The sequence below is a fragment of the Sagittula salina genome, from assembly GCF_017813235.1.
Classification (GTDB): Bacteria; Pseudomonadota; Alphaproteobacteria; order Rhodobacterales; family Rhodobacteraceae; genus Sagittula; species Sagittula salina.
The window spans coordinates 144,204-162,437 of sequence record NZ_JAGISH010000005.1 but is presented as its reverse complement, the minus strand read 5'-3'; the positions used below and the strand labels follow the sequence as shown (position 1 = coordinate 162,437).

19 protein-coding genes, 1 tRNA gene and 1 pseudogene are annotated in these 18,234 nt (G+C 63.7%); 18 read left to right on the top strand and 3 right to left on the bottom strand.

From position 1 onward, the window contains the following. Positions 1-90 precede the first annotated feature (90 nt). The 8 genes and pseudogenes from J5474_RS10575 to J5474_RS10545 all read left to right on the top strand — a co-directional run bounded on the left by J5474_RS10575 (position 91) and on the right by J5474_RS10545 (position 8,018). Complete coding sequence (locus J5474_RS10575) at positions 91-1,062, top strand: Bug family tripartite tricarboxylate transporter substrate binding protein (RefSeq protein ID WP_209360876.1); 972 nt, start codon at positions 91-93, stop codon at positions 1,060-1,062. Positions 1,063-1,088: 26 nt separating this feature from the next. Continuing rightward, on the top strand, positions 1,089-1,592 hold the full coding sequence (locus J5474_RS10570) for a tripartite tricarboxylate transporter TctB family protein (protein ID WP_209360875.1): 504 nt from the start codon (positions 1,089-1,091) through the stop codon (positions 1,590-1,592). A 22-nt stretch (positions 1,593-1,614) separates the two neighbouring features. Next, entirely contained in the window at positions 1,615-3,126 is a 1,512-nt protein-coding gene (locus tag J5474_RS10565; protein ID WP_209360874.1) for a tripartite tricarboxylate transporter permease, read from the top strand. Positions 3,127-3,193: 67 nt separating this feature from the next. Then, positions 3,194-4,705, top strand: coding sequence for an AMP-binding protein (locus tag J5474_RS10560; RefSeq protein WP_209360873.1), 1,512 nt, complete (start codon positions 3,194-3,196; stop codon positions 4,703-4,705). 10 nt (positions 4,706-4,715) lie between these two features. Further along, positions 4,716-5,696, top strand: coding sequence for a 2-dehydropantoate 2-reductase (locus J5474_RS10555; protein ID WP_209360872.1), 981 nt, complete (start codon positions 4,716-4,718; stop codon positions 5,694-5,696). Positions 5,697-5,907: 211 nt separating this feature from the next. Then, positions 5,908-6,243 (top strand): annotated as a pseudogene (locus J5474_RS22775) (IS3 family transposase); the annotation flags it as partial. Next, positions 6,226-7,098: a recombinase family protein gene (locus J5474_RS10550; protein ID WP_342454024.1), complete on the top strand. Its 873-nt coding sequence runs from the start codon at positions 6,226-6,228 to the stop codon at positions 7,096-7,098. The pseudogene J5474_RS22775 and the gene J5474_RS10550, both read left to right, overlap by 18 nt. A 434-nt stretch (positions 7,099-7,532) precedes the next feature. Beyond that, positions 7,533-8,018, top strand: a complete 486-nt coding sequence (locus J5474_RS10545) for a hypothetical protein (protein WP_209360871.1) — start codon at positions 7,533-7,535, stop codon at positions 8,016-8,018. On the opposite strand, the gene J5474_RS10540 is transcribed toward J5474_RS10545, so the two are convergent. Further along, positions 8,015-8,242, bottom strand: a complete 228-nt coding sequence (locus J5474_RS10540; protein ID WP_209360870.1) for a hypothetical protein — start codon at positions 8,240-8,242, stop codon at positions 8,015-8,017. The genes J5474_RS10545 and J5474_RS10540 overlap by 4 nt on opposite strands. 533 nt (positions 8,243-8,775) lie before the next feature. Beyond that, a tRNA-Ser gene (locus J5474_RS10535) sits at positions 8,776-8,865 on the bottom strand. 156 nt (positions 8,866-9,021) lie between these two features. Between J5474_RS10535 and J5474_RS10530 the strand changes: the two genes are divergently transcribed. The 7 genes from J5474_RS10530 (at position 9,022) to J5474_RS10500 (ending at position 15,510) form a co-directional block, all read left to right on the top strand. Further along, positions 9,022-9,912 (top strand): DUF2059 domain-containing protein, encoded by an 891-nt coding sequence (locus J5474_RS10530; protein WP_245216386.1) that lies wholly within the window; start codon positions 9,022-9,024, stop codon positions 9,910-9,912. A 259-nt stretch (positions 9,913-10,171) separates the two neighbouring features. Beyond that, complete coding sequence (gene rplU / locus J5474_RS10525) at positions 10,172-10,735, top strand: 50S ribosomal protein L21 (protein WP_209360869.1); 564 nt, start codon at positions 10,172-10,174, stop codon at positions 10,733-10,735. A 25-nt stretch (positions 10,736-10,760) separates the two neighbouring features. Continuing rightward, positions 10,761-11,030 (top strand): 50S ribosomal protein L27, encoded by a 270-nt coding sequence (rpmA, locus tag J5474_RS10520; RefSeq protein ID WP_209360868.1) that lies wholly within the window; start codon positions 10,761-10,763, stop codon positions 11,028-11,030. Between the two features lie 201 nt (positions 11,031-11,231). After that, on the top strand, positions 11,232-11,801 hold the full coding sequence (locus J5474_RS10515) for a GNAT family N-acetyltransferase (protein WP_209360867.1): 570 nt from the start codon (positions 11,232-11,234) through the stop codon (positions 11,799-11,801). Positions 11,802-11,986: 185 nt separating this feature from the next. Beyond that, the gene (gene obgE, locus J5474_RS10510) at positions 11,987-13,051 is read left to right on the top strand and encodes a GTPase ObgE (RefSeq protein WP_209360866.1); all 1,065 of its coding nucleotides are present in this window, start codon (positions 11,987-11,989) and stop codon (positions 13,049-13,051) included. After that, the gene (gene proB, locus J5474_RS10505) at positions 13,039-14,145 is read left to right on the top strand and encodes a glutamate 5-kinase (protein WP_209360865.1); all 1,107 of its coding nucleotides are present in this window, start codon (positions 13,039-13,041) and stop codon (positions 14,143-14,145) included. Before obgE ends, proB begins: the two co-directional genes overlap by 13 nt. A 99-nt stretch (positions 14,146-14,244) precedes the next feature. Beyond that, positions 14,245-15,510: a glutamate-5-semialdehyde dehydrogenase gene (locus J5474_RS10500; RefSeq protein ID WP_209360864.1), complete on the top strand. Its 1,266-nt coding sequence runs from the start codon at positions 14,245-14,247 to the stop codon at positions 15,508-15,510. A 9-nt stretch (positions 15,511-15,519) separates the two neighbouring features. On the opposite strand, the gene J5474_RS10495 is transcribed toward J5474_RS10500, so the two are convergent. Beyond that, positions 15,520-16,158: a histidine phosphotransferase family protein gene (locus J5474_RS10495; protein ID WP_209360863.1), complete on the bottom strand. Its 639-nt coding sequence runs from the start codon at positions 16,156-16,158 to the stop codon at positions 15,520-15,522. A 50-nt stretch (positions 16,159-16,208) separates the two neighbouring features. Here J5474_RS10495 and J5474_RS10490 point away from each other — a divergent pair, with 50 nt between their 5' ends. The 3 genes from J5474_RS10490 (at position 16,209) to olsA (ending at position 18,114) form a co-directional block, all read left to right on the top strand. Then, a complete protein-coding gene (locus J5474_RS10490; protein ID WP_209360862.1) occupies positions 16,209-16,391 on the top strand; it encodes a DUF3553 domain-containing protein in 183 nt (60 codons plus the stop codon). Between the two features lie 126 nt (positions 16,392-16,517). Beyond that, positions 16,518-17,270 (top strand): L-ornithine N(alpha)-acyltransferase, encoded by a 753-nt coding sequence (gene olsB / locus J5474_RS10485; protein ID WP_209360861.1) that lies wholly within the window; start codon positions 16,518-16,520, stop codon positions 17,268-17,270. 7 nt (positions 17,271-17,277) lie between these two features. Beyond that, entirely contained in the window at positions 17,278-18,114 is an 837-nt protein-coding gene (gene olsA, locus J5474_RS10480; protein ID WP_209360860.1) for a lyso-ornithine lipid O-acyltransferase, read from the top strand. Positions 18,115-18,234: the final 120 nt, after the last annotated feature.

The following is an 18,234-nucleotide window of genomic DNA, read 5'->3' as shown; positions in this document are numbered from 1 at the left end:
TGGAAAGCTGCGATGAATGCGCAGGAAACACCCTCGGGAATGTCAGGGACTCGACCCTGACATTCCAAGGGTTCGGAGGAGGAACAGACCATGAAACTCACCAAGCGACTTTTCCTTGGCCTCGCTGCAGGCAGTGCCCTGGCAACGTTGCCGCTGTCCGCGCTCGCCGAAGGCTGGCAGCCGCGGCGCCCCATCGACTTCACCATCATGGCCGGCCCCGGCGGAGGTGCGGACCAGATCGCGCGTTTCGTGCAGTCGGTGGCCGAAGCCAACGACCTGACGAACCGTCCGCTGGTCCCGACGAACCGAGGTGGCGGCTCGGGTGCCGAGGCGCTCCTGCACCTGAAGGACGCACGCGATCCCGATCATACACTGATGGTGACGCTGAACTCGTTCTACACGACGCCAATCCGTCAGGAGGGCCTCGGCGTTGATATCGAGGCCTTCACCCCGATCACCATGATGGGCGTCGACCCGTTCGTGCTGTGGGTCCACAAGGATTCCGGCATCACCACGTTCGAGCAGTTCGTCGAGCGCGTGAAGGAGATGGATGGCGGATTCGTCATGGGAGGCACCGGATCCGGCCAGGAAGATTCGATCGTGATCGCCTACATGGCCGGCGCCTACGACCTGAAGATCAAGTACATCCCCTATGACGGTGGCGGTGCCGTGGCAAAGGATCTCGCGGGCCAGCAGATCATGGCGACCGTGAACAACCCGGCCGAGGCGAAAGGCTTCTACGAAGCCGGTGATTTCGTGCCGCTTCTGGCCTTCTCGGACGAGCGCATGGAGGCCTACCCCGATGTGCCGACCATGAAGGAGAAAGGCCACGACTTCTCCTACTACAACCAGCGGGCCCTCGTTGGCGCGCCCGGCATGTCGGAGGAGGCCGCGGCCTACTACCGCGAAGTCTTTGGCAAGGTCTATGAAAGCGACGAGTGGCAGAAATACCTGGTCTCCGAGAGCCTGTCGCCGCTGCCGATGGATGAAGCACAAACCCGCGCTTACTGGGCGACGCAGGTGCAGAACCATCGCGACCTTCTTGCCAAGATTGCCAACTGAGCTGACCGAAAGAAAAGGGGGCTGACATGCGCCAAGGCGAGATATCTCTTGCAGGGCTTCTGGCCCTCTTTTCCCTGTATCTGATGTGGAAGGCCACCGACCTTCCCATAGGATACATTCGCGGCCAGGGGCCGGGCGGCGGGTTCTGGCCGTTCTGGCTGTCGCTCGGCATGCTGCTAAGCTGTCTGGTTATCGCCTGGAACTGGTGGCGCGGGAAAACCCCCGCGTCCCGATCGGACGAACCGCTGATGGATGGTTTCGGTTGGCGCACCGTCGTCCTGGTCGGGGGTGGCGTCGCCGCCTTTGTCGCCCTGATTTCGGTGGTGTCGATGTACGGCGCGATCGCGATCTTTCTCTTCTACTACCTGCGTTTTTTGGGGCGGCATTCATGGCTACTGACCCTGGGACTTGCGCTGATCCTGCCCATCGGCCTGTTCTTCTTCTTCGAGGGCGCGATGCAGATCTCGATGCCGCAGGGCATGACTTTCACCCAGCCGTTCTTCGACGTGATGTACGACATCATTTACTGACGCAGTAGCTCCGGGGTTCTCAATGGAAATACTCTCGTTCCTGGCCGACGGCGTCCTGCTGGCGCTTCTGCCGATCAACCTGTTCCTGATCGTGATCGGCGTGACCGTCGGACTGTTCATCGGCGCGATGCCGGGCCTCGGCTCCGTCAATGGCGTCGCGATCCTGTTGCCGATCACCTTCCTCGTGCCGCCATCCTCCGCCATCATCTTCCTGGCGGCGATCTACTATGGCGCCATGTATGGTGGGGCGATCTCATCCGTGACGCTCGGTATCCCTGGCGCGTCAACGGCGGTCGCGACGACCTTCGACGGGCGACCTCTGGCGCTGAAGGGCCGGGCGAGCCTCGCGCTCGTGACGGCGGCGTTGGCTTCCTTTGTCGGTGGCACCGTCGCCAACATCTTCTTCACGCTCTTCGCACCACTCCTTGCCTCACTGGCGTTGTCCTTCGGCCCGCCAGAGATCTTCGCGCTGATGCTGCTTGCCTTCGCGACCTTCGTGGGGCTTGGCGGGGACGATATTCCGAAAACCGTTTTTTCCATCTGTTTCGGCCTCGTCCTTGCGTCCGTTGGCTTCGACACCATCTCGGGCGAGCCGCGGCTGGTTCTCTTCGATATTCCGGGCTTTTTACGGGGGATCGGATTCATCGTTCTTGCCATCGGCGTCTACGGTATCGGCGAGATGCTGTGGACCATCGAACAGACGCGCGGCGAGATTACGTCGATGAACCCGAAGATGACCGTCAAGGGCATGGTCGAGGACGCCAGGGAGGCCGCGCGCCTCGGCTGGCGGGGGACAACGATCGGGTCGATCCTCGGATTCTTCGTGGGCGTGCTGCCCGCAGCCGGGGCAACACCGGGATCGCTCATGTCCTATGGCGTGGCCAAGATGATGTCCCGCAACCCGCAGGATTACGGCAACGGCACCCCGGATGGCGTGGCAGCACCGGAAGCGGCCAACAACTCGGCCTCGACCGGTGCGATGTTGCCGATGCTGACGCTGGGTATCCCGGGTTCGCCGACGACGGCGATCCTTTTGGGGGGCATGGTGATCTGGGGCCTGACACCCGGCCCGCGCCTTTTCGTGGACGAGAGCGAGTTCGTCTGGGGCCTGATCGGATCGTTCTACATCTCGAACGTGGCGGCACTCGTGATCAACCTGGCCTTCATCCCGCTCTTCATCTGGATGCTGCGGATGCCCTTTACCATCCTCTCGCCGCTGATCTTCGTCCTGTCGATCGTCGGTGGCTTCGCGGCATCGCACAGCATGCATGACCTATGGCTGATCGTGATCTTCGGGATCGGTGCCTTCTTCATGCGCAAATTCGACTACCCGCTGGCCCCCGCCGTTCTGGCCATCGTGCTTGGCCCCATTGCCGAACCCACGTTGCGCCAGTCGCTGCTGCTGTCGTCGGGCGATCCTACGATCTTCTTCACCCGACCGATTGCCGGCCCCATCACCGTGATTGCGATCGTTTTGATCCTGTTGCCGGCGCTGAAGCTGTTCCGGCGCAATCGAGCGGTGGTACATAGCTGAAGGGCGTTCTACTAATCAAGAGGCAGGGACGCCTCCCACGAAAAACCGACAAGATGAGAGACTATCAATGCAGACACTTGCAGAGCTGATCCAGCAGCACCCGGACACATCCAACGCCATCGGCGCGCCGGGACGTGACTGGATGACCTACGGCGACCTCAAGGAGCTGTCCAAATACGTCCGGAAGACATTACGCGGCGCGGGTGTGGGCGCGACGGACCGTGTTGCGATCGTCCTGCCGAACGGGCCGGAAATGGCCGCAGCCTTTGTCACCGTCGCGCAGTCTGCGACGACCGCGCCGCTCAACCCTGCCTACAAGGAGGACGAATTCTCCTTCTACCTCGACGACCTCAAGGCCCGCGCCATCATCGTCGAGGCTGGCTATGACGGTCCGGCCCGCGCCGCGGCCGAGCGTTTCGGCCTGATCGTGATCGAACTCACGGCCACAGAGCCCGCCGGGACCTTCACGCTGGCGACCGAAGGCTCGGATCCGGCCCCCGACGCGGACCCGACCGCCGACGATATAGCCCTGATCCTGCACACCTCCGGCACGACGTCGCGGCCCAAGATCGTGCCGTTGCTGCAGTCGAACGTCGCCGCATCGGCCGAGAACATCCGCGCCTCTCTGGCGCTGACGGCAGAGGACCGCTGCCTGAATGTGATGCCGCTGTTCCATATTCACGGTCTTGTCGCGGCGGTCAGCGCGTCGCTGGCCGCGGGCGCCTCGATCAGCTGCGCCCCGGGCTTTGACGCGCTCAAGTTCTTCGGCTGGCTCGAAGAGATCGACCCGACCTGGTACACTGCCGTCCCGACCATGCATCAGGCCATCCTCGCGCGCGCCGGCCGCAATCCCGAGATCATCAAGAACGCGCGGCTTCGCTTCCTGCGCTCTTCCTCCTCGTCTTTGCCCGGGCCGGTGATGACCCAGCTGGCGGAAACCTTCGGTGCGCCCGTGGTTGAGGCTTACGGCATGACCGAGGCCGCCCACCAGATGTGCTGCAACCCGATCGAACCCGGACGGCAGAAACCCGGCGCCGTGGGCCTTCCCGCCGGTCCCGAGGTGCGCATTGCGCATGAGATCGAGAACCGTCTGGTGGACGGCATCGGCGAGGTTGCCATCTCCGGCCCGAACGTCACCCCCGGTTACGAGGGCAACCCGGAGGCCAACGAGAAGAACTTCTTCGAGGCCGAGGGCAAGCGCTGGTTCCGCACCGGTGACCAGGGCACTTTCGACGAAGACGGTTACCTGTCGCTCACGGGGCGGCTGAAGGAGATCATCAACCGCGGCGGCGAAAAGATCAGCCCGCTTGAGGTGGACGGGATCCTGTCCGATCATCCGGCCATCGCGCAATGTGTGACCTTCGCCGTTCCGCACCCCAAGCTGGGCGAAGAGGTTGCCGCCGCCGTTGTCCTGAAAGAGGGCGAGAGCGCGACCGATCGCGAGATCCGCGATTTCGCCGGCGAAAGGCTGGCCGCCTTCAAGGTGCCGCGCAAGATCCTGATCCTTGACGAGATCCCGAAAGGCGCGACAGGAAAGCTCCAGCGTATCGGGCTCGCCGAGAAACTGGGCTTGGGTTAAGGAAAGCGCCATGAAAATCTGTATCTTCGGCGCTGGCGCGATCGGCGGCTACATGGGCGCGAAACTGGCGCAGGCCGGCGCGGATGTCAGCCTTGTCGCCCGCGGCCCGCACCTGAAGGCGATGCGCGAGAACGGCCTGCGCCTGATCGAGGAAAGCGGTGAGACGACCGTACAGGTCACGGCCTCCGACAACGCGGCCGATCTCGGGCCGCAGGACTATGTCATCGTGACGCTGAAGGCGCATTCCGTGCCGCCCGTGGTATCGAAGATGCAGCCGCTGATCGGTGAGCACACCACCATCGTCTCCGGCGTCAACGGCGTTCCGTGGTGGTATTTCCACAAGATCGGCGGCCCGCTCGAAGGCACGCGGCTGGAAAGTGTCGATCCCGGGAATGCCCAGTGGGACGGCTTCGGTCCGGACCGGGTGCTCGGCTGCGTCGTCTACCCGGCGGCGGAGGTGATCGAACCGGGCGTGGTCAAGCACATCGAGGGCAACCGCTTTTCGCTTGGCGAACCTGACGGTTCCAAGTCCGAGCGCGCCATGGCCCTGTCGAAGGCGCTGGCTGCCGCGGGGCTGAAGGCGCCCGTGCGCCCGAAGATCCGTGACGAGATCTGGGTGAAGCTCTGGGGCAACCTCTCGTTCAACCCGATCTCCGCCCTGACGCACGCCACGCTCGACGTGCTCTGCACCGACCCGGGAACCCGCGAAGTGGCGCGCAACATGATGCTCGAAGCGCAGGAGATCGCCGAGAAGCTCGGCGTGAAGTTCCCCATCGACGTCGATCGCCGCATCCAGGGCGGTGCGGATGTGGGCGCGCACCGGACCTCGATGCTCCAGGACCTCGACCAGGGGCGCCCCATGGAGATCGACGCCCTCGTTGGTTCTGTGCAGGAACTCGGCCGTGTCACCAACACGCCGACGCCGACCATCGACACGGTGCTCGCCCTGGTGGCGCTCCGGGGCAGGGTCGCGGGGCTTTACGGTGTTTGACGGCGGGCCAACACCACGCCTCACCCCTCGGCGCGATACAAGGGGTGAGGCGCGCAACTTCGTCGCTCAGGTCCTGAAAATGCGGTGACGGTCGAATGAATAGCCCCGTGTATCGTGGACGCCTTCTTCGCTAATTTTGATGCAAGGAGGCCATGATGAGCAGCAGCAAGTTCAGCGATGGATTCAAGCGGGACGCGGTCGTGCAGATCACCGAGCGGGGCGGTGTCTGCGCAACCAGCCGAGCGGCTTCTATGCGTGGGTAAAGGCGCCATTGAGCGAGCGCGCCCAGGAAGACGCCCGCCAGACCAAACTGCTGAAGGAGGCCTGGGTCGAAAGCGGCAAGGTCTATGGGCACCGCAAGCTTCACGACAATCTTCTCGAGCAGGGTGAAAACATCTGTCTGAACCGCGTTGCGCGCCTGACCAAGTTGGCCGGGATCGCGGCACAGATCGGCTACAAGCGCCGCCCTGGGAAATATGGCGGCAAACCCTCAGTCGTGGTCGACCATACCTTGGATCGGCAGTTCGACGTGGAGGCGCAAGGCCGCAGTGGGTTTGGGCTAGACGCACAGGAACGGGACATCAGCATCTTCCTTGCGAACTTCGCGGATGAACCGTGCGAGGTTGTCGCTACATTTGTGGACGTGCTGTCGGGCAAGGATGACGACAGGCCCGAACTTGCTAACGCCATCGCCAAGGCCAAGGAGACCGGGTCCGAACTTCTGGTGGCGAAGCTGGACCGCCTGTCCCGCCGTGTCTCCTTCATCGCAGCCTTGATGGAAGATCCCAAGTTGAACCTGCGGGTGGCCCAGATGCCCTACGCGGACAAGTTCCAACTCCACATCTACGCGGCGCTGGCCGAGCAGGAGCGTGACTTTATCTCGAAGCGAACCAAGGCGGGGCTGGCTGAGGCGAAGGTGCGGGGTGCCAAGCTCGGCGGGATGAGGGATGCGACCATGAAGAGGAATGAGGCGGTCAAGGTGAAAGCAGACACAAGGGCGGAGAGGGTTGCCGGGGTGATCTTGCCCTTGAGGGATTCCGGGATGTCCTTGAGGCGGATCGCTGAGGAGTTGGAGCGAATGGGGGTATTTCCCCACTTCCTCATGATTGAGTGTCTTCAGATCAACTCTTCCTCCACCACCGTCGAGTTGGACCATGATAGCCGCATCGGGCTCTCCATAGCCGATCCGCCAAGACTTTTCGGCGGCCTCTATCCACTCGCCGCGCCACATCTCGCCAGTTACAAGGTAGCGCCCTCCCTCATCGCCGCGAACCCCCTTTGTGGTTTCTGTCTTGGTGGCTTCATCGTCGTGGGCGGAAAAATCCGGAACTTCCTCTTCCGCGTCAACGTCAGTTCTCCACGCTTTGAACACCGCCCAGGTTGTGCCGGGGAAATCCCCTGATGCGTCTATTTCGTGGCACCGAACTTCGAGGCTGCGTGCGCAGGCAGCGTCAGCCTGTGGTGGTATTGGTCAGACCCACCACAATATGAAGCATGTGGGTTTGCCAGTTCAATGCCGAAGATGCGCCCGAGTGAGGGCTTCGCCACATATGTAGTGAATGTCCGAAATGACGGGCTGCTGCGAAGCGTGGTGGGAGGATGTTGAGCGGCTGCAAGGGGCCGTGTGTGCTCCACCGCTTGGCCCCCGCATAACCACATTCAGGGGCGCAACACAACTCTTGCTGTCCAAAGACCTTCGCCAATCGGGAGGTCCTGTCAAAGGGACAAAGAGGTGACAAGGACTATAAACAGCATGGACGAAGTGTCGATGGCGGCGGGAGGCATCATTGAGATAACGTTGCCGAATGAAAGACACACTGCTTGGGGAGATACTTTATGGCTGACCTGACACAACTGACCGCTGCCGAACTCCTCGCGCTTCATGCTCAGATAGGCGAAGATCTGCGTTCGCGGGGTGTCTTGCGGACGGCCAACAACCCCACCGGCGACCTTGCCGAATACCTATTCTGTGCGGCCTTTGGCTGGACGCAGGCTCCAAACTCAGAGCGAGGATTTGACGCGACCGGCCCGGACGGAACCCGCTTTCAGATCAAAGGGCGGCGGGTTCATCGGCGCAACCCTTCGCGCCAACTATCGGCAATCCGCGACCTCGCAGGCGGACATTTCGACGTGCTGGCAGGCGTTATCTTCGATGATGACTTTTGCGTGTTCAGGGCGGCGCTGATCCCGCGCGACGTGGTGGAGGCGCGGTCAACCTACGTCGCCCATACTAACAGCCATAAATTCATCCTGCGGGAGGACGTGTGGTCCGCCCCCGGGGTCCGCGACGCGACTGCCGAGGTCGCGGCGGCAATGCCCTAATCCTTCCCCTTGATGAAACCTTCCAGGGCATCCGCAATGATCCTGCGCGGATCACCTATTTCATAAAGTGCAGCGTCTTGCTGGACTTCGTGGCTCACGCCCCCGTCCACCTTTGTCGGCTCCCCGTCGACAAAGACCTTGAGATGCCAGCCTTCCCCGTCGCTGTCCATCTTGATTTCAAACGAGCGCCCCTCGTGATCGAACGTCGTGACAGTAGTATGCAAATGTAACCCTCCCGAAATGTCCGGGATGAACTTGTCACTCCTTCGGTGTCACGTCCACCAACTTGCGGTCGCAGCGAAAGTCCGGAATGACGGGCTGCATCGCAGCGGAGGTGGGCCCGGTCATTGGCCGGTATGGGCCGAAAGCATTCGCCGCTGTGAAGCGGTGCAGCGGTCGAGGTCATCAGGGGTAGCCCTTCGGAGTATCCGAATTCGTGTGGCCAATGCTGGACTTGGCTTACCTCATAGGCCACCGGCTAAGGAGCCAAGCTTGGACGACATCGTGCGGCTATGATCCCCCAGGATCCCTCTCAGGGTGGACTGAGCTCTCGGATGTCCCTTCGTTGCTTGCTGCCAGCACGCTCGCCCAATGAACCCAAAAGGCGGCACAGATCGCATCCAAGGGGGCATAGTCGGCCCTGTCGGAACGCAACAAGGGTCACAGTATGACACTTTTTAGGAGCGAAACGAGGGGTGCAGTTCAAGCGCACTACGCCCGGCTAATTTTGCATTGTTCAGCAATATCAGGGGGATAGTGGCGGAGAGACAGGGATTCGAACCCTGGGAACCCGTGAAGGCTCAACGGTTTTCGAGACCGCCCCGTTCGACCACTCCGGCACCTCTCCGCGGTCTGGGTAGGGGGCGTTTAGACAATCGGATGCGCGGGTGCAACAGGGAAAAGTCGGAAAATCGCCGTTACCGAAAATCTCAGCTGCAATCCGGTTGTTGGGCCTCCCGCTGCAGGCTACGTCTGGGGGACTGAAACGCATGCGAGGCCTGCCATGACCACTCAGACCGGAGCACCGGTATCCCTGTTTACCCTGCCGTCGTCCCTGATGCGGGCAGCTTGCCGGGCGCTGCCTCCGATGGTGCTGGGCTTCGGCCTGCTGCTGCTAGCGTTGGCCCCGGCCACGCCAGCACGGGCCGAGGCGGTGGATGACATGATGGAGGCGCTGCAGATCGACGAGATCCTGGAGATCATGCATCAGGAAGGCCTGTCCTATGGCGCCGACCTCGCCAACGACATGTTCCCCGGGGGCCACAACGACCGTTGGGGTGCGATCTTGAAGGAAATCTACGACCCCGAGAAGATGCGTATCGTCATGCGAGGGCATTTCGCCGATGTGCTGGGGCAAACGGACATGCACCGGCTGACCGCGTTCTTTGGGTCCGATCTGGGCACGCGGATCGTGCAGCTCGAGCTTTCCGCCCGACGCGCACTGATCGATGACGACATGGAAGCCGCCGCGCGCGAGGCCTTTCGCGTGGCGGACCCAGAAGCGCCGCGGATGCGGCAACTGACGCGCTTTGTCGAGGTGGGCGACCTCCTGGAGGCCAATGTGACCGGCGCGCTCAATGCCTCCTTCAAGTTCTACAGCGGGCTGGTGGACGGCGGCGCGCTGCAGATGAGCGAGGGCGACATTCTATCGGACGTCTGGGGGCAGGAGGAAGAGACCCGCGTCGATACGGAGGAATGGCTGCACGCGTTCCTCATGCTTGCTTACGAGCCGCTTTCCGATGAGGAGTTGGAGCAATACATCGATGTCTCGGCCACCCCGGAAGGTCGGGTGCTGAACCGGGCCCTCTTTGCCGGGTTCAATGCCATGTATGACGAGATCAGCTATGCGCTGGGGCTCGCGGCGGCGGAACAGATGCGGACGCAGGATCTCTGAGGCCATACGGCATCTGTCGGGGGCGCTGGACTGGCGGCAAGTGGCGGGGGGCGAAAGGCTTGACAACTCGGGGACAGGCCGACATATACGCCCCACGCAAGGACGGGGCTTAGGCCCCTCCTTTCGTTTTTATGCAACCGACGTTCCGGAAGGGACGCGCGGTCCGAGGCCGGAACAGGGGTTCCGCCAAACGCCCGAGGGGTCCTTTGCAGGGCCGGACACGGGGGCCACAGGACGCGGGAAAGAAAAGGATACGCGCATGTTCGCGGTGATGAAGACCGGCGGCAAGCAATACAAGGTCCAGGCGGGGGATGTCCTTCGCGTGGAGAAGCTTGCGGCTGATGCGGGCGAAACCGTCCAGTTCAACGATATTCTCATGCTGGGCGGCGATTCGGTCACTGTCGGCGCGCCCCTGGTGGCCGGTGCCGCGGTTCAGGCCGAAGTGATCGACCAGATCAAGGGTGAGAAGCTCATCCACTTCGTGAAGCGTCGCCGCAAGCACAGCTCGCAGCGTACCAAGGGCCACCGTCAGCAACTGACGCTGCTGCGGATCACCGAGATCCTCGCAGACGGTGCCGACAAGACCGGCGTCAAGGCCGCAGCGGGCGCGGGCTCTGCTCCGAAGGCAAAGGCCGCCGCTCCGGCAGCCGCGACCTCCGGCGATGACCTGACGAAGATCACCGGTGTCGGCCCCGCCGCCGCCAAGAAGCTGAACGAAGCCGGCATCGTGACCTTTGCCGACCTCGCCAAGGTGGACCCCGAGACTTTCGAGGGCGCCAAGGTGAAGGCCGAGTGGGTCGAGCAGGCGAAGACGCTGGCGTAAGCCGCGATAGCAAGGAGAGAGACACATGGCACATAAAAAGGCAGGCGGTTCCTCCCGCAACGGTCGCGATTCCGCCGGACGTCGTCTTGGCGTCAAGCTGTACGGCGGCCAGGCAGCCATCCCGGGCAACATCATCGTCCGTCAGCGCGGTACGAAGTACTGGCCGGGCGAAGGCGTCGGCATGGGCAAGGATCACACGATCTTTGCAACCATCGAAGGCGCCGTGACCTTCTCGAAAGGTCTCAAGGGCCGCACCTTCATTTCGGTGCTGCCGGTGGCCGAGGCTGCGGAGTAAGCCGTTCTTCAGGTTTGAAGAGTATTCAGACAGGGGATCGGCCCACCGGCCGGTCCCTCTTGTTTTTTTGCTCCCCGAGTTCGGGAGCACGCAGGGGTGGGCCAGGCCAAGGTCAGACATGGCCTTGGTCACACAAGGGACAGGATCGTCCGATACCCCTGCGCCCACGCGAAGCGTGGGGATGCACGGAGGAGAGTGCAGATGGGTCTAGATACGACCGTGGTGAAACCGCCGGTGGCGGAGAAGACCGTTGTTCAACCGGTTGTGGAGACGGAGCGTTTCGTGCTGCGTCCGGTACGCCGGTCAGACATGGGGCTTTGGGGGCATTACGCCGGGGACTCCCGTGTCGCCGTCATGACACCGTCGATTCCCCACCCCCTGCCGCCTGCGGCTGGGGAGGCATTCGTTGCGCGGGCCACGTCAGACGATCGGGAGGCGGACGTCTGGGTGATCGACGCGACCAAATCGGAGGGCGGCGAAGTCCTGGGCGTGATCCAGCTGGAGCGCATGGACCGCAACCAGTCCGAAGTCAGCTACTGGGTGGCGCCAGCTTTCTGGAATACGGGCCTCGCGTCAGAGGCTGTCCGCGCTTTGGTGGAGGCGAACCCCATGGGCAACGCCACCATGTTCGCGAGCGTATTCCAGGATAATCCGGCCTCCGCTCGGGTGCTGGTCAATTGCGGCTTCGAATATATCGGTGATGCGGAGACCTTCGCCGTCGCGCGCAATTCGAAGGTGCCGACCTGGACATATCTCAAGAAACTCAGCTGAACGCAACATGAGCGGCATGCGGATAGCCGGGGCGGGGATGACTCCGCCCTTCGGCTTGCCGCGGTCTCGGACAGGGCGATCGACCGCCCGGAGGTCAGGGATTTCCCCGCCCGCCCTTCACGTCACCTTGTGACGCCCCGCATTCCCCGCTAAACCCCGCCCATACACACGCGAAAGACGCCGTCATGAAATTCCTAGATCTCTGCAAGGTCCATATTCGCTCGGGCTCCGGCGGAAACGGGAGCATCTCCTTCCGCCGCGAGAAATTCATCGAATATGGTGGCCCGGACGGCGGCGACGGCGGCAAGGGTGGCTCCATCTGGGTGGAGGCCGTGGACGGGCTGAACACTCTCATCGACTTCCGCTACCAGCAACACTGGTTCGCGCAGAACGGGCAGGGCGGCATGGGGCGCGTACGCACCGGCAAGGACGGCGAAGACCTCGTGTTGCGCGTGCCTGTAGGGACAGAGATCCTTGAGGAAGACGAGGAAACCGTCGTCGCGGACCTTTCGACGCTTGGCGACCGTGTGCTTCTGGCCAAGGGCGGCAACGGCGGCTGGGGCAACCTGCATTTCAAGACCTCCACCAATCAGGCGCCGCGCCGTGCAAACCCCGGACAGGAGGGCATCGAACGCTCGCTCTGGTTGCGGCTGAAGCTGATCGCGGACGTAGGCCTTGTGGGGCTGCCCAACGCGGGCAAATCGACCTTCCTCGCCGCCACGTCGAACGCCCGGCCGAAGATCGCGGATTACCCCTTTACCACGCTGCATCCGAACCTCGGTGTCGTGGGCGTGGATAACACTGAATTCGTCGTGGCCGACATACCCGGACTGATCGAGGGCGCGCACGAGGGGCGAGGCCTTGGCGACGTCTTCCTCGGGCATGTGGAACGCTCTGCTGTGCTGCTCCACCTGATCGACGGCACCTCTGGCACGCTGATCGAGGATTGGCGCACGATTTGTGACGAACTGGAGGCCTATGGGGCCGGTCTGGCTGAAAAGCCGCGCGTCACCGTGCTGAACAAGATCGACTCGCTCGACGATGAGGAACGCACCTTCCTCAAGGACGAACTGGAGGCCGCCGGAGCCAGGGACGTGATGCTCATGTCCGGCGTCACGAAAGAGGGCGTTACCGAAGTCCTCCGCGCCCTGCGCCCGCACGTTGAGGCGCGCCGCGCTGCCGACCGTGCCGCCGCCGCACCGGAGGCGGAGCAGGGCGGCGGGGAGGAGGGCGCGCCTTGGACGCCCTGACCCGCGCGGAGCGTGTTGTCATCAAGATCGGATCGGCGCTTCTGGTAGACCGCGCGACGGGCGACCTGCGTGCCGACTGGCTCGCCGCCATCGCCGAAGATATCGCCGCGCAGAAAGCAGCGGGGAAGGATGTGATCCTAGTCTCCTCCGGCTCCATTGCGCTGGGGCGTGGACTGTTGGGCCTGCCCGCCACGGCCCTGCCACTGGAGCAGAGCCAGGCCGCCGCCGCCTGCGGCCAGATCCGGCTCGCGCATGCCTGGAGTCAGGCGCTGGCGCGGCACGGGCTGACAACGGCACAGGTTCTTGTGACACTGGAGGATTCCGCCGACCGCCGCCGCTATCTGAACACGCGCGCCACCATGGCGACGCTGCTCAGCCATGGCGCGGTGCCCATCGTCAACGAGAACGACACCGTGGCCACCGACGAGATCCGCTATGGCGACAACGACCGCCTCGCGGCGCAGATCGCTGTCACCACCGGGGCGGATCTTCTGATTTTGCTGTCGGATGTCGACGGGCTTTATACCGGTAATCCCAACGATGACCCATCAGCGCAACGGATCGATATTATCGACGAAATCACACCCGCGATCGAAGCGATGGCGGGCGATGCGGGCAGTGGCCTCTCGAAGGGCGGGATGAAGACCAAGGTCATGGCGGCGAAGACGGCGACCGCCTCGGGCTGCGCGATGATCATCATGCACGGGTCGGACAACCATCCGCTGCAGCGCCTGAGGGATGGTGCCCCGCACACGACCTTTACCGCCGCGCTCGATCCGCACGCGGCGCGCAAGCGCTGGATCGCCGCGATGAAGCCGCAGGGCGTCCTGCACATCGACCAAGGCGCGACGCGCGCGCTGCAATCGGGAAAATCGCTGCTTCCCGCTGGTCTCAGCGCGGTCGAGGGCGGTTTCGGTCGGGGTGATCCGGTGACCCTCCGAGCGCCCGATGGCACCACGCTGGGGCAGGGACTCGCCCGCTATACCGCAGAAGAGGCGCGCCGCATCGCAGGCCACCAAAGCCGGGAGATCGAGGAGGTCCTCGGCTACCCGGGCCGCGCCGTTCTGATCCACCGCGACGACATGGCGCTCTGAAACAGGGCGCTCGGACAAGGGCTGGACCCGGAACGCTTTGCGCCCCTGCTTCTTCTTGGTAAAATTACTCTCGATCACCCTCAGCCAAAGGCCTGACCCATGAAGGATCTTCCCGACATCCCCGCCCTGATGCAGGACATCGGCGTGCGCGCCCGCGCCGCCGCGGCGGAGCTGGCCTTTGCCCCGGCCGCTGCCAAACAGACGGCGCTGGAGGAGGCAGCCAAACACCTTTGGGAACACCGCGCCGGGATCATCGAGGCCAACGCCAAGGATCTTGCCTTTGGCAAGGAAAAGGGCTTGAGCGCGGCCATGATGGACCGGCTGACTCTGACCGAGGACCGCATTGCAGCCATCCGCGACAGCCTGAACGCGGTGGCTGCGCAGAAGGACCCGGTGGGCGAGGTAATCACCGAGTGGGACCGCCCGAGCGGACTGCACATCAAGCGCGTGCGCACGCCGCTGGGTGTCATCGGCGTGATTTATGAATCGCGGCCCAACGTGACCGCCGATGCCGGCGCGCTCTGCCTCAAAGCGGGCAACGCCGTGATCCTGCGCGGCGGTTCGGAATCGCTGCATTCATCGCAGGCCATCCACGCCAGTCTCGTGTACGGGCTGGAGGCGGCGGGCCTGCCCGCCGATGCCATCCAGATGGTGCCGACCCGTGATCGCGCCGCTGTGACGGAAATGTTGACGATGGTGGACTACATCGATGTCATCGTGCCGCGTGGTGGCAAGGGGCTGGTGGGGCTTGTGCAGAAAGAAGCGCGCGTGCCGGTCTTTGCCCACCTCGAAGGCATCGTGCATATCTACATCGACAAGGACGCCGACCCGGTAAAGGCGCTGTCCATCGTGAAGAACGCCAAGACGCGGCGCACCGGCATCTGTGGCGCGGCCGAATGCCTTCTGATCCACCGCGACGTGGTGGACGACATCGGTCAGGGCGTGATCAAGGCCCTGATCGATGCGGGCGTGGAAGTGCGTGCAGACGAAACCCTGCGCGCAATCGCTGGCACGGAAGGGGCGACAGAGGCCGACTGGGGGCGCGAATACCTCGACATGGTGATTGCCGCCCGCGTAGTGGACGACATCGACGGGGCCATCGCGCATATCCGGACGCATGGTTCGCACCACACCGACGCCATCATCACGGAAGACGACGCCGCTGCGGCGCGGTTCTTCCAGAGGCTCGATTCCGCGATCCTGATGCGCAATGCCTCCACCCAGTTTGCTGACGGCGGCGAATTCGGCATGGGCGCGGAAATCGGCATCGCCACCGGCAAGATGCACGCGCGCGGGCCGGTGGGCGTGGAGCAGTTGACCTCCTTCAAGTACCTCGTGGAGGGTGACGGCGCGATCCGGTCCTAAGCCCGCGCTTCACGCAGCGATTTTGATGACCAGCGAATCCTCCCGCGTCTGCGCGAACAACTGCCGGCGCTGCACCTCTGCCAGGATCGGCAAAAGGGCGAAGTGGACCTTGTCGGCGGGCGGATCCTCAAGGCTGCTCACCCCGTTAAGGTGATCCCAAAGCCGGGTGTCCGCATTCACGCGGGGACCCGAGGCGCGAACCGTCCAACCGGCGGAATCGCGCGTGAAATGCACCTGTCCGCCCATCGGCAGCGCGCTTTCACAACAAAGGTAAGCGAGGAAGCACAGCTGCACTTCGGTGCGTGGCTGATCGCTGTCCTCGGCCCAGTCGGCGCTGAGCCGCCCGCCCTTTGTCACCGCGTCGAGCGTTCCGGCCACCTCGCGCCGGGACATGGTCTGCCCCTCGCTGGCAAAACCGAAAGCCACCCGGAAGAAGCGGATTCGTGCCGCGGCACTTTCACAACTGTCCCGTATCAGGCTAAGCTCCGGGCTGTCCTGCGAGGCGCCGCCGGTCAATGCCATGAGCTCAAGCCCATTCTGGATGGCCCCGATCGGGCTGATGAGATCGTGGCACAACCGTGAGCCCACCAGGGCCGCCAGGTTCGCGTTGATCGTGCCGTGACCGGCATTGAGGGTGGTATTCAGCATGCGCAACTCCTTCAGGGACCCGAAACCGACGTTAAACCGAGTGGAAAACCATGACTGACCTCAATGCCTTCCTCGAACCCGGGATGCTGGTACGGCATCCGGATCAGCCAGACTGGGGCCTGGGCCAGGTCCAGTCCAACATTCGTGGCCGGGTCACCGTGAACTTCCGGGAACAAGGCAAGGTCGTGCTCGACGGAACCGTCGTGGCGCTCCTGCCTGTGTTTGAAAGTTAAACTAGCGATGCAGGCGTTGAGAAAAGGTTAACCAAAGCCAGGCCTTCGGGCAAGCGTCCCAGGCCCGGTTGCACCCCGGGCGGCGGGCTTCTAGAACCGGACTGCGAAGGATGGGGAGGGCAGGCCATGGCCGAGGATTTCGCTGTCGAGCTGGCGGACGACGAGGCCGCTGTGCGCGCGGCGCAGCGCCTGCGCTATGAGGTCTTCGTGGAGGAGCTGGGCGGAGACGGCGCCCTGGTAGACCACCGGAACCGCTTGGAAAGGGACCGTTTCGACCCTTTCTTCGACCATCTTCTCCTGCGTGACCGGGCGCGGGATGACGCAGTGGTCGGTGTCTACCGCCTGTTGCGCGGGGATCGGGCGAAGGCGGCAGGGCAGTTCTATTCCGAGGATGAATACGACCTGGGACCGCTGCGGCAATCCGGGCGGCGGCTGCTGGAACTTGGGCGGTCCTGCGTGCACCCCGAGTATCGGGGGGGGGCGGCCATGTTCCACCTCTGGCAGGGGCTGGCGGATTACGTGCTGCGGCACGAAGTCGAGGTGCTCTTTGGCACGGCAAGCTTTCACGGTACCGACGTGGCAACACTGGCGCCGTCGTTGTCTCTGCTGCACCATCGCCACCTTGCCCCTGATGGCCTGCGGGTGCGGGCGCGGGCCTTTCAGTCCATGGACCTTGTGCCGGAGGCAGAAATCGACCGGCGCGCCGCAATGCTGCAGGTGCCGGCACTGATCAAGGCATACCTGCGGCTGGGCGGCTGCGTCGGCGAAGGAGCCTTTATCGACCATGCCTTCAACACGACGGACGTCTGTCTTGTCATGGATACCGCGACGATGACGGAACGCGCGCGCGCGCTCTATACCCGCGAGCGGGCGGAGTGAGTGGTCCATGAGTCCTACCTGGAACAGTTCCGAACCGCCGCCCGACCCCGTCCGGCTGGGCTGGCGGGACTGGCTGCGGGTGATCCTGCGCGCGGTGCCGATCGTCGCGATCCTCGGCTTGGGACTGGCGCTGATGGGGCTGATCCGGCTGTTGGAACGGCCGCTTTTCGGGGTCGATCGGCCGTGGACCCCGCATATCACGCCGGTGGTCTGCCGGATGGTGTTGCGGATCATGGGACTGACCGTGCGGACCGAAGGCACCCGACTGCAGGGGCGCGGCGCCATCGTGGCGAACCATGCGACATGGCTGGACATTTTCGTGCTGAACAGCCGCAAGACGGTCTATTTCGTTTCCAAGGCCGAGGTGGCGGGCTGGCCCGGCATCGGTCTGCTGGCGCGGGCTACGGGGACGGTCTTTATCACCCGTGATCCGCGCGCGGCAAAGGCGCAAGCGGCGCAGTTGCGGGAACGCCTGCTGCACGGACACCGGCTGCTGTTTTTCCCCGAGGGGACCTCGACCGACGGGCTCCGGGTGTTGCCGTTCAAGACCACGCTATTCGCGGCCTTCTTCGACGCAGAGGTCGTGCACGAAATGCGCGTGCAGGCCTTAAGCGTCGTCTACCACGCGCCAGAGGGCCGGGACGCGCGGTTTTACGGCTGGTGGGGTGATATGGATTTCGGGCCCTCCCTGGTACAGGTTCTGGCGACGCGGCATCAGGGCTCGGTGGAGCTGGTCTACCACCTGCCGGTACGGGTGGACGATTACGCAAACCGCAAGAGCCTAGCCGCGCATCTGGAAACGCAGGTGCGGGACGGCCACGCGCGGTGTCTGGACCGCGACTGAGGGATCGCAGGTTCGGTCGCGGTCCTGCCCGCTTGGTTTGGAACGCGCAGGCCCGGTGGTGCCATGGCGCCCCGGCCTGCCTGGAAGCCGGCCTGCCTGGAAACCGGCCTGCCTGGAAAC

Bases quoted from the DNA above. Each gene is read 5' to 3' on its own strand.
- J5474_RS10575 (WP_209360876.1), top strand. From the start codon at position 91: ATGAAACTCACCAAGCGACTTTTCCTTGGCCTCGCTGCAGGCAGTGCC.
- J5474_RS10570 (WP_209360875.1), top strand. From the start codon at position 1,089: ATGCGCCAAGGCGAGATATCTCTTGCAGGGCTTCTGGCCCTCTTTTCC.
- J5474_RS10565 (WP_209360874.1), top strand. From the start codon at position 1,615: ATGGAAATACTCTCGTTCCTGGCCGACGGCGTCCTGCTGGCGCTTCTG.
- J5474_RS10560 (WP_209360873.1), top strand. From the start codon at position 3,194: ATGCAGACACTTGCAGAGCTGATCCAGCAGCACCCGGACACATCCAAC.
- J5474_RS10555 (WP_209360872.1), top strand. From the start codon at position 4,716: ATGAAAATCTGTATCTTCGGCGCTGGCGCGATCGGCGGCTACATGGGC.
- J5474_RS10545 (WP_209360871.1), top strand. From the start codon at position 7,533: ATGGCTGACCTGACACAACTGACCGCTGCCGAACTCCTCGCGCTTCAT.
- J5474_RS10530 (WP_245216386.1), top strand. From the start codon at position 9,022: ATGACCACTCAGACCGGAGCACCGGTATCCCTGTTTACCCTGCCGTCG.
- rplU (WP_209360869.1), top strand. From the start codon at position 10,172: ATGTTCGCGGTGATGAAGACCGGCGGCAAGCAATACAAGGTCCAGGCG.
- rpmA (WP_209360868.1), top strand. From the start codon at position 10,761: ATGGCACATAAAAAGGCAGGCGGTTCCTCCCGCAACGGTCGCGATTCC.
- J5474_RS10515 (WP_209360867.1), top strand. From the start codon at position 11,232: ATGGGTCTAGATACGACCGTGGTGAAACCGCCGGTGGCGGAGAAGACC.
- obgE (WP_209360866.1), top strand. From the start codon at position 11,987: ATGAAATTCCTAGATCTCTGCAAGGTCCATATTCGCTCGGGCTCCGGC.
- J5474_RS10500 (WP_209360864.1), top strand. From the start codon at position 14,245: ATGAAGGATCTTCCCGACATCCCCGCCCTGATGCAGGACATCGGCGTG.
- J5474_RS10495 (WP_209360863.1), bottom strand. From the start codon at position 16,158: ATGCTGAATACCACCCTCAATGCCGGTCACGGCACGATCAACGCGAAC.
- J5474_RS10490 (WP_209360862.1), top strand. From the start codon at position 16,209: ATGACTGACCTCAATGCCTTCCTCGAACCCGGGATGCTGGTACGGCAT.
- olsB (WP_209360861.1), top strand. From the start codon at position 16,518: ATGGCCGAGGATTTCGCTGTCGAGCTGGCGGACGACGAGGCCGCTGTG.
- olsA (WP_209360860.1), top strand. From the start codon at position 17,278: ATGAGTCCTACCTGGAACAGTTCCGAACCGCCGCCCGACCCCGTCCGG.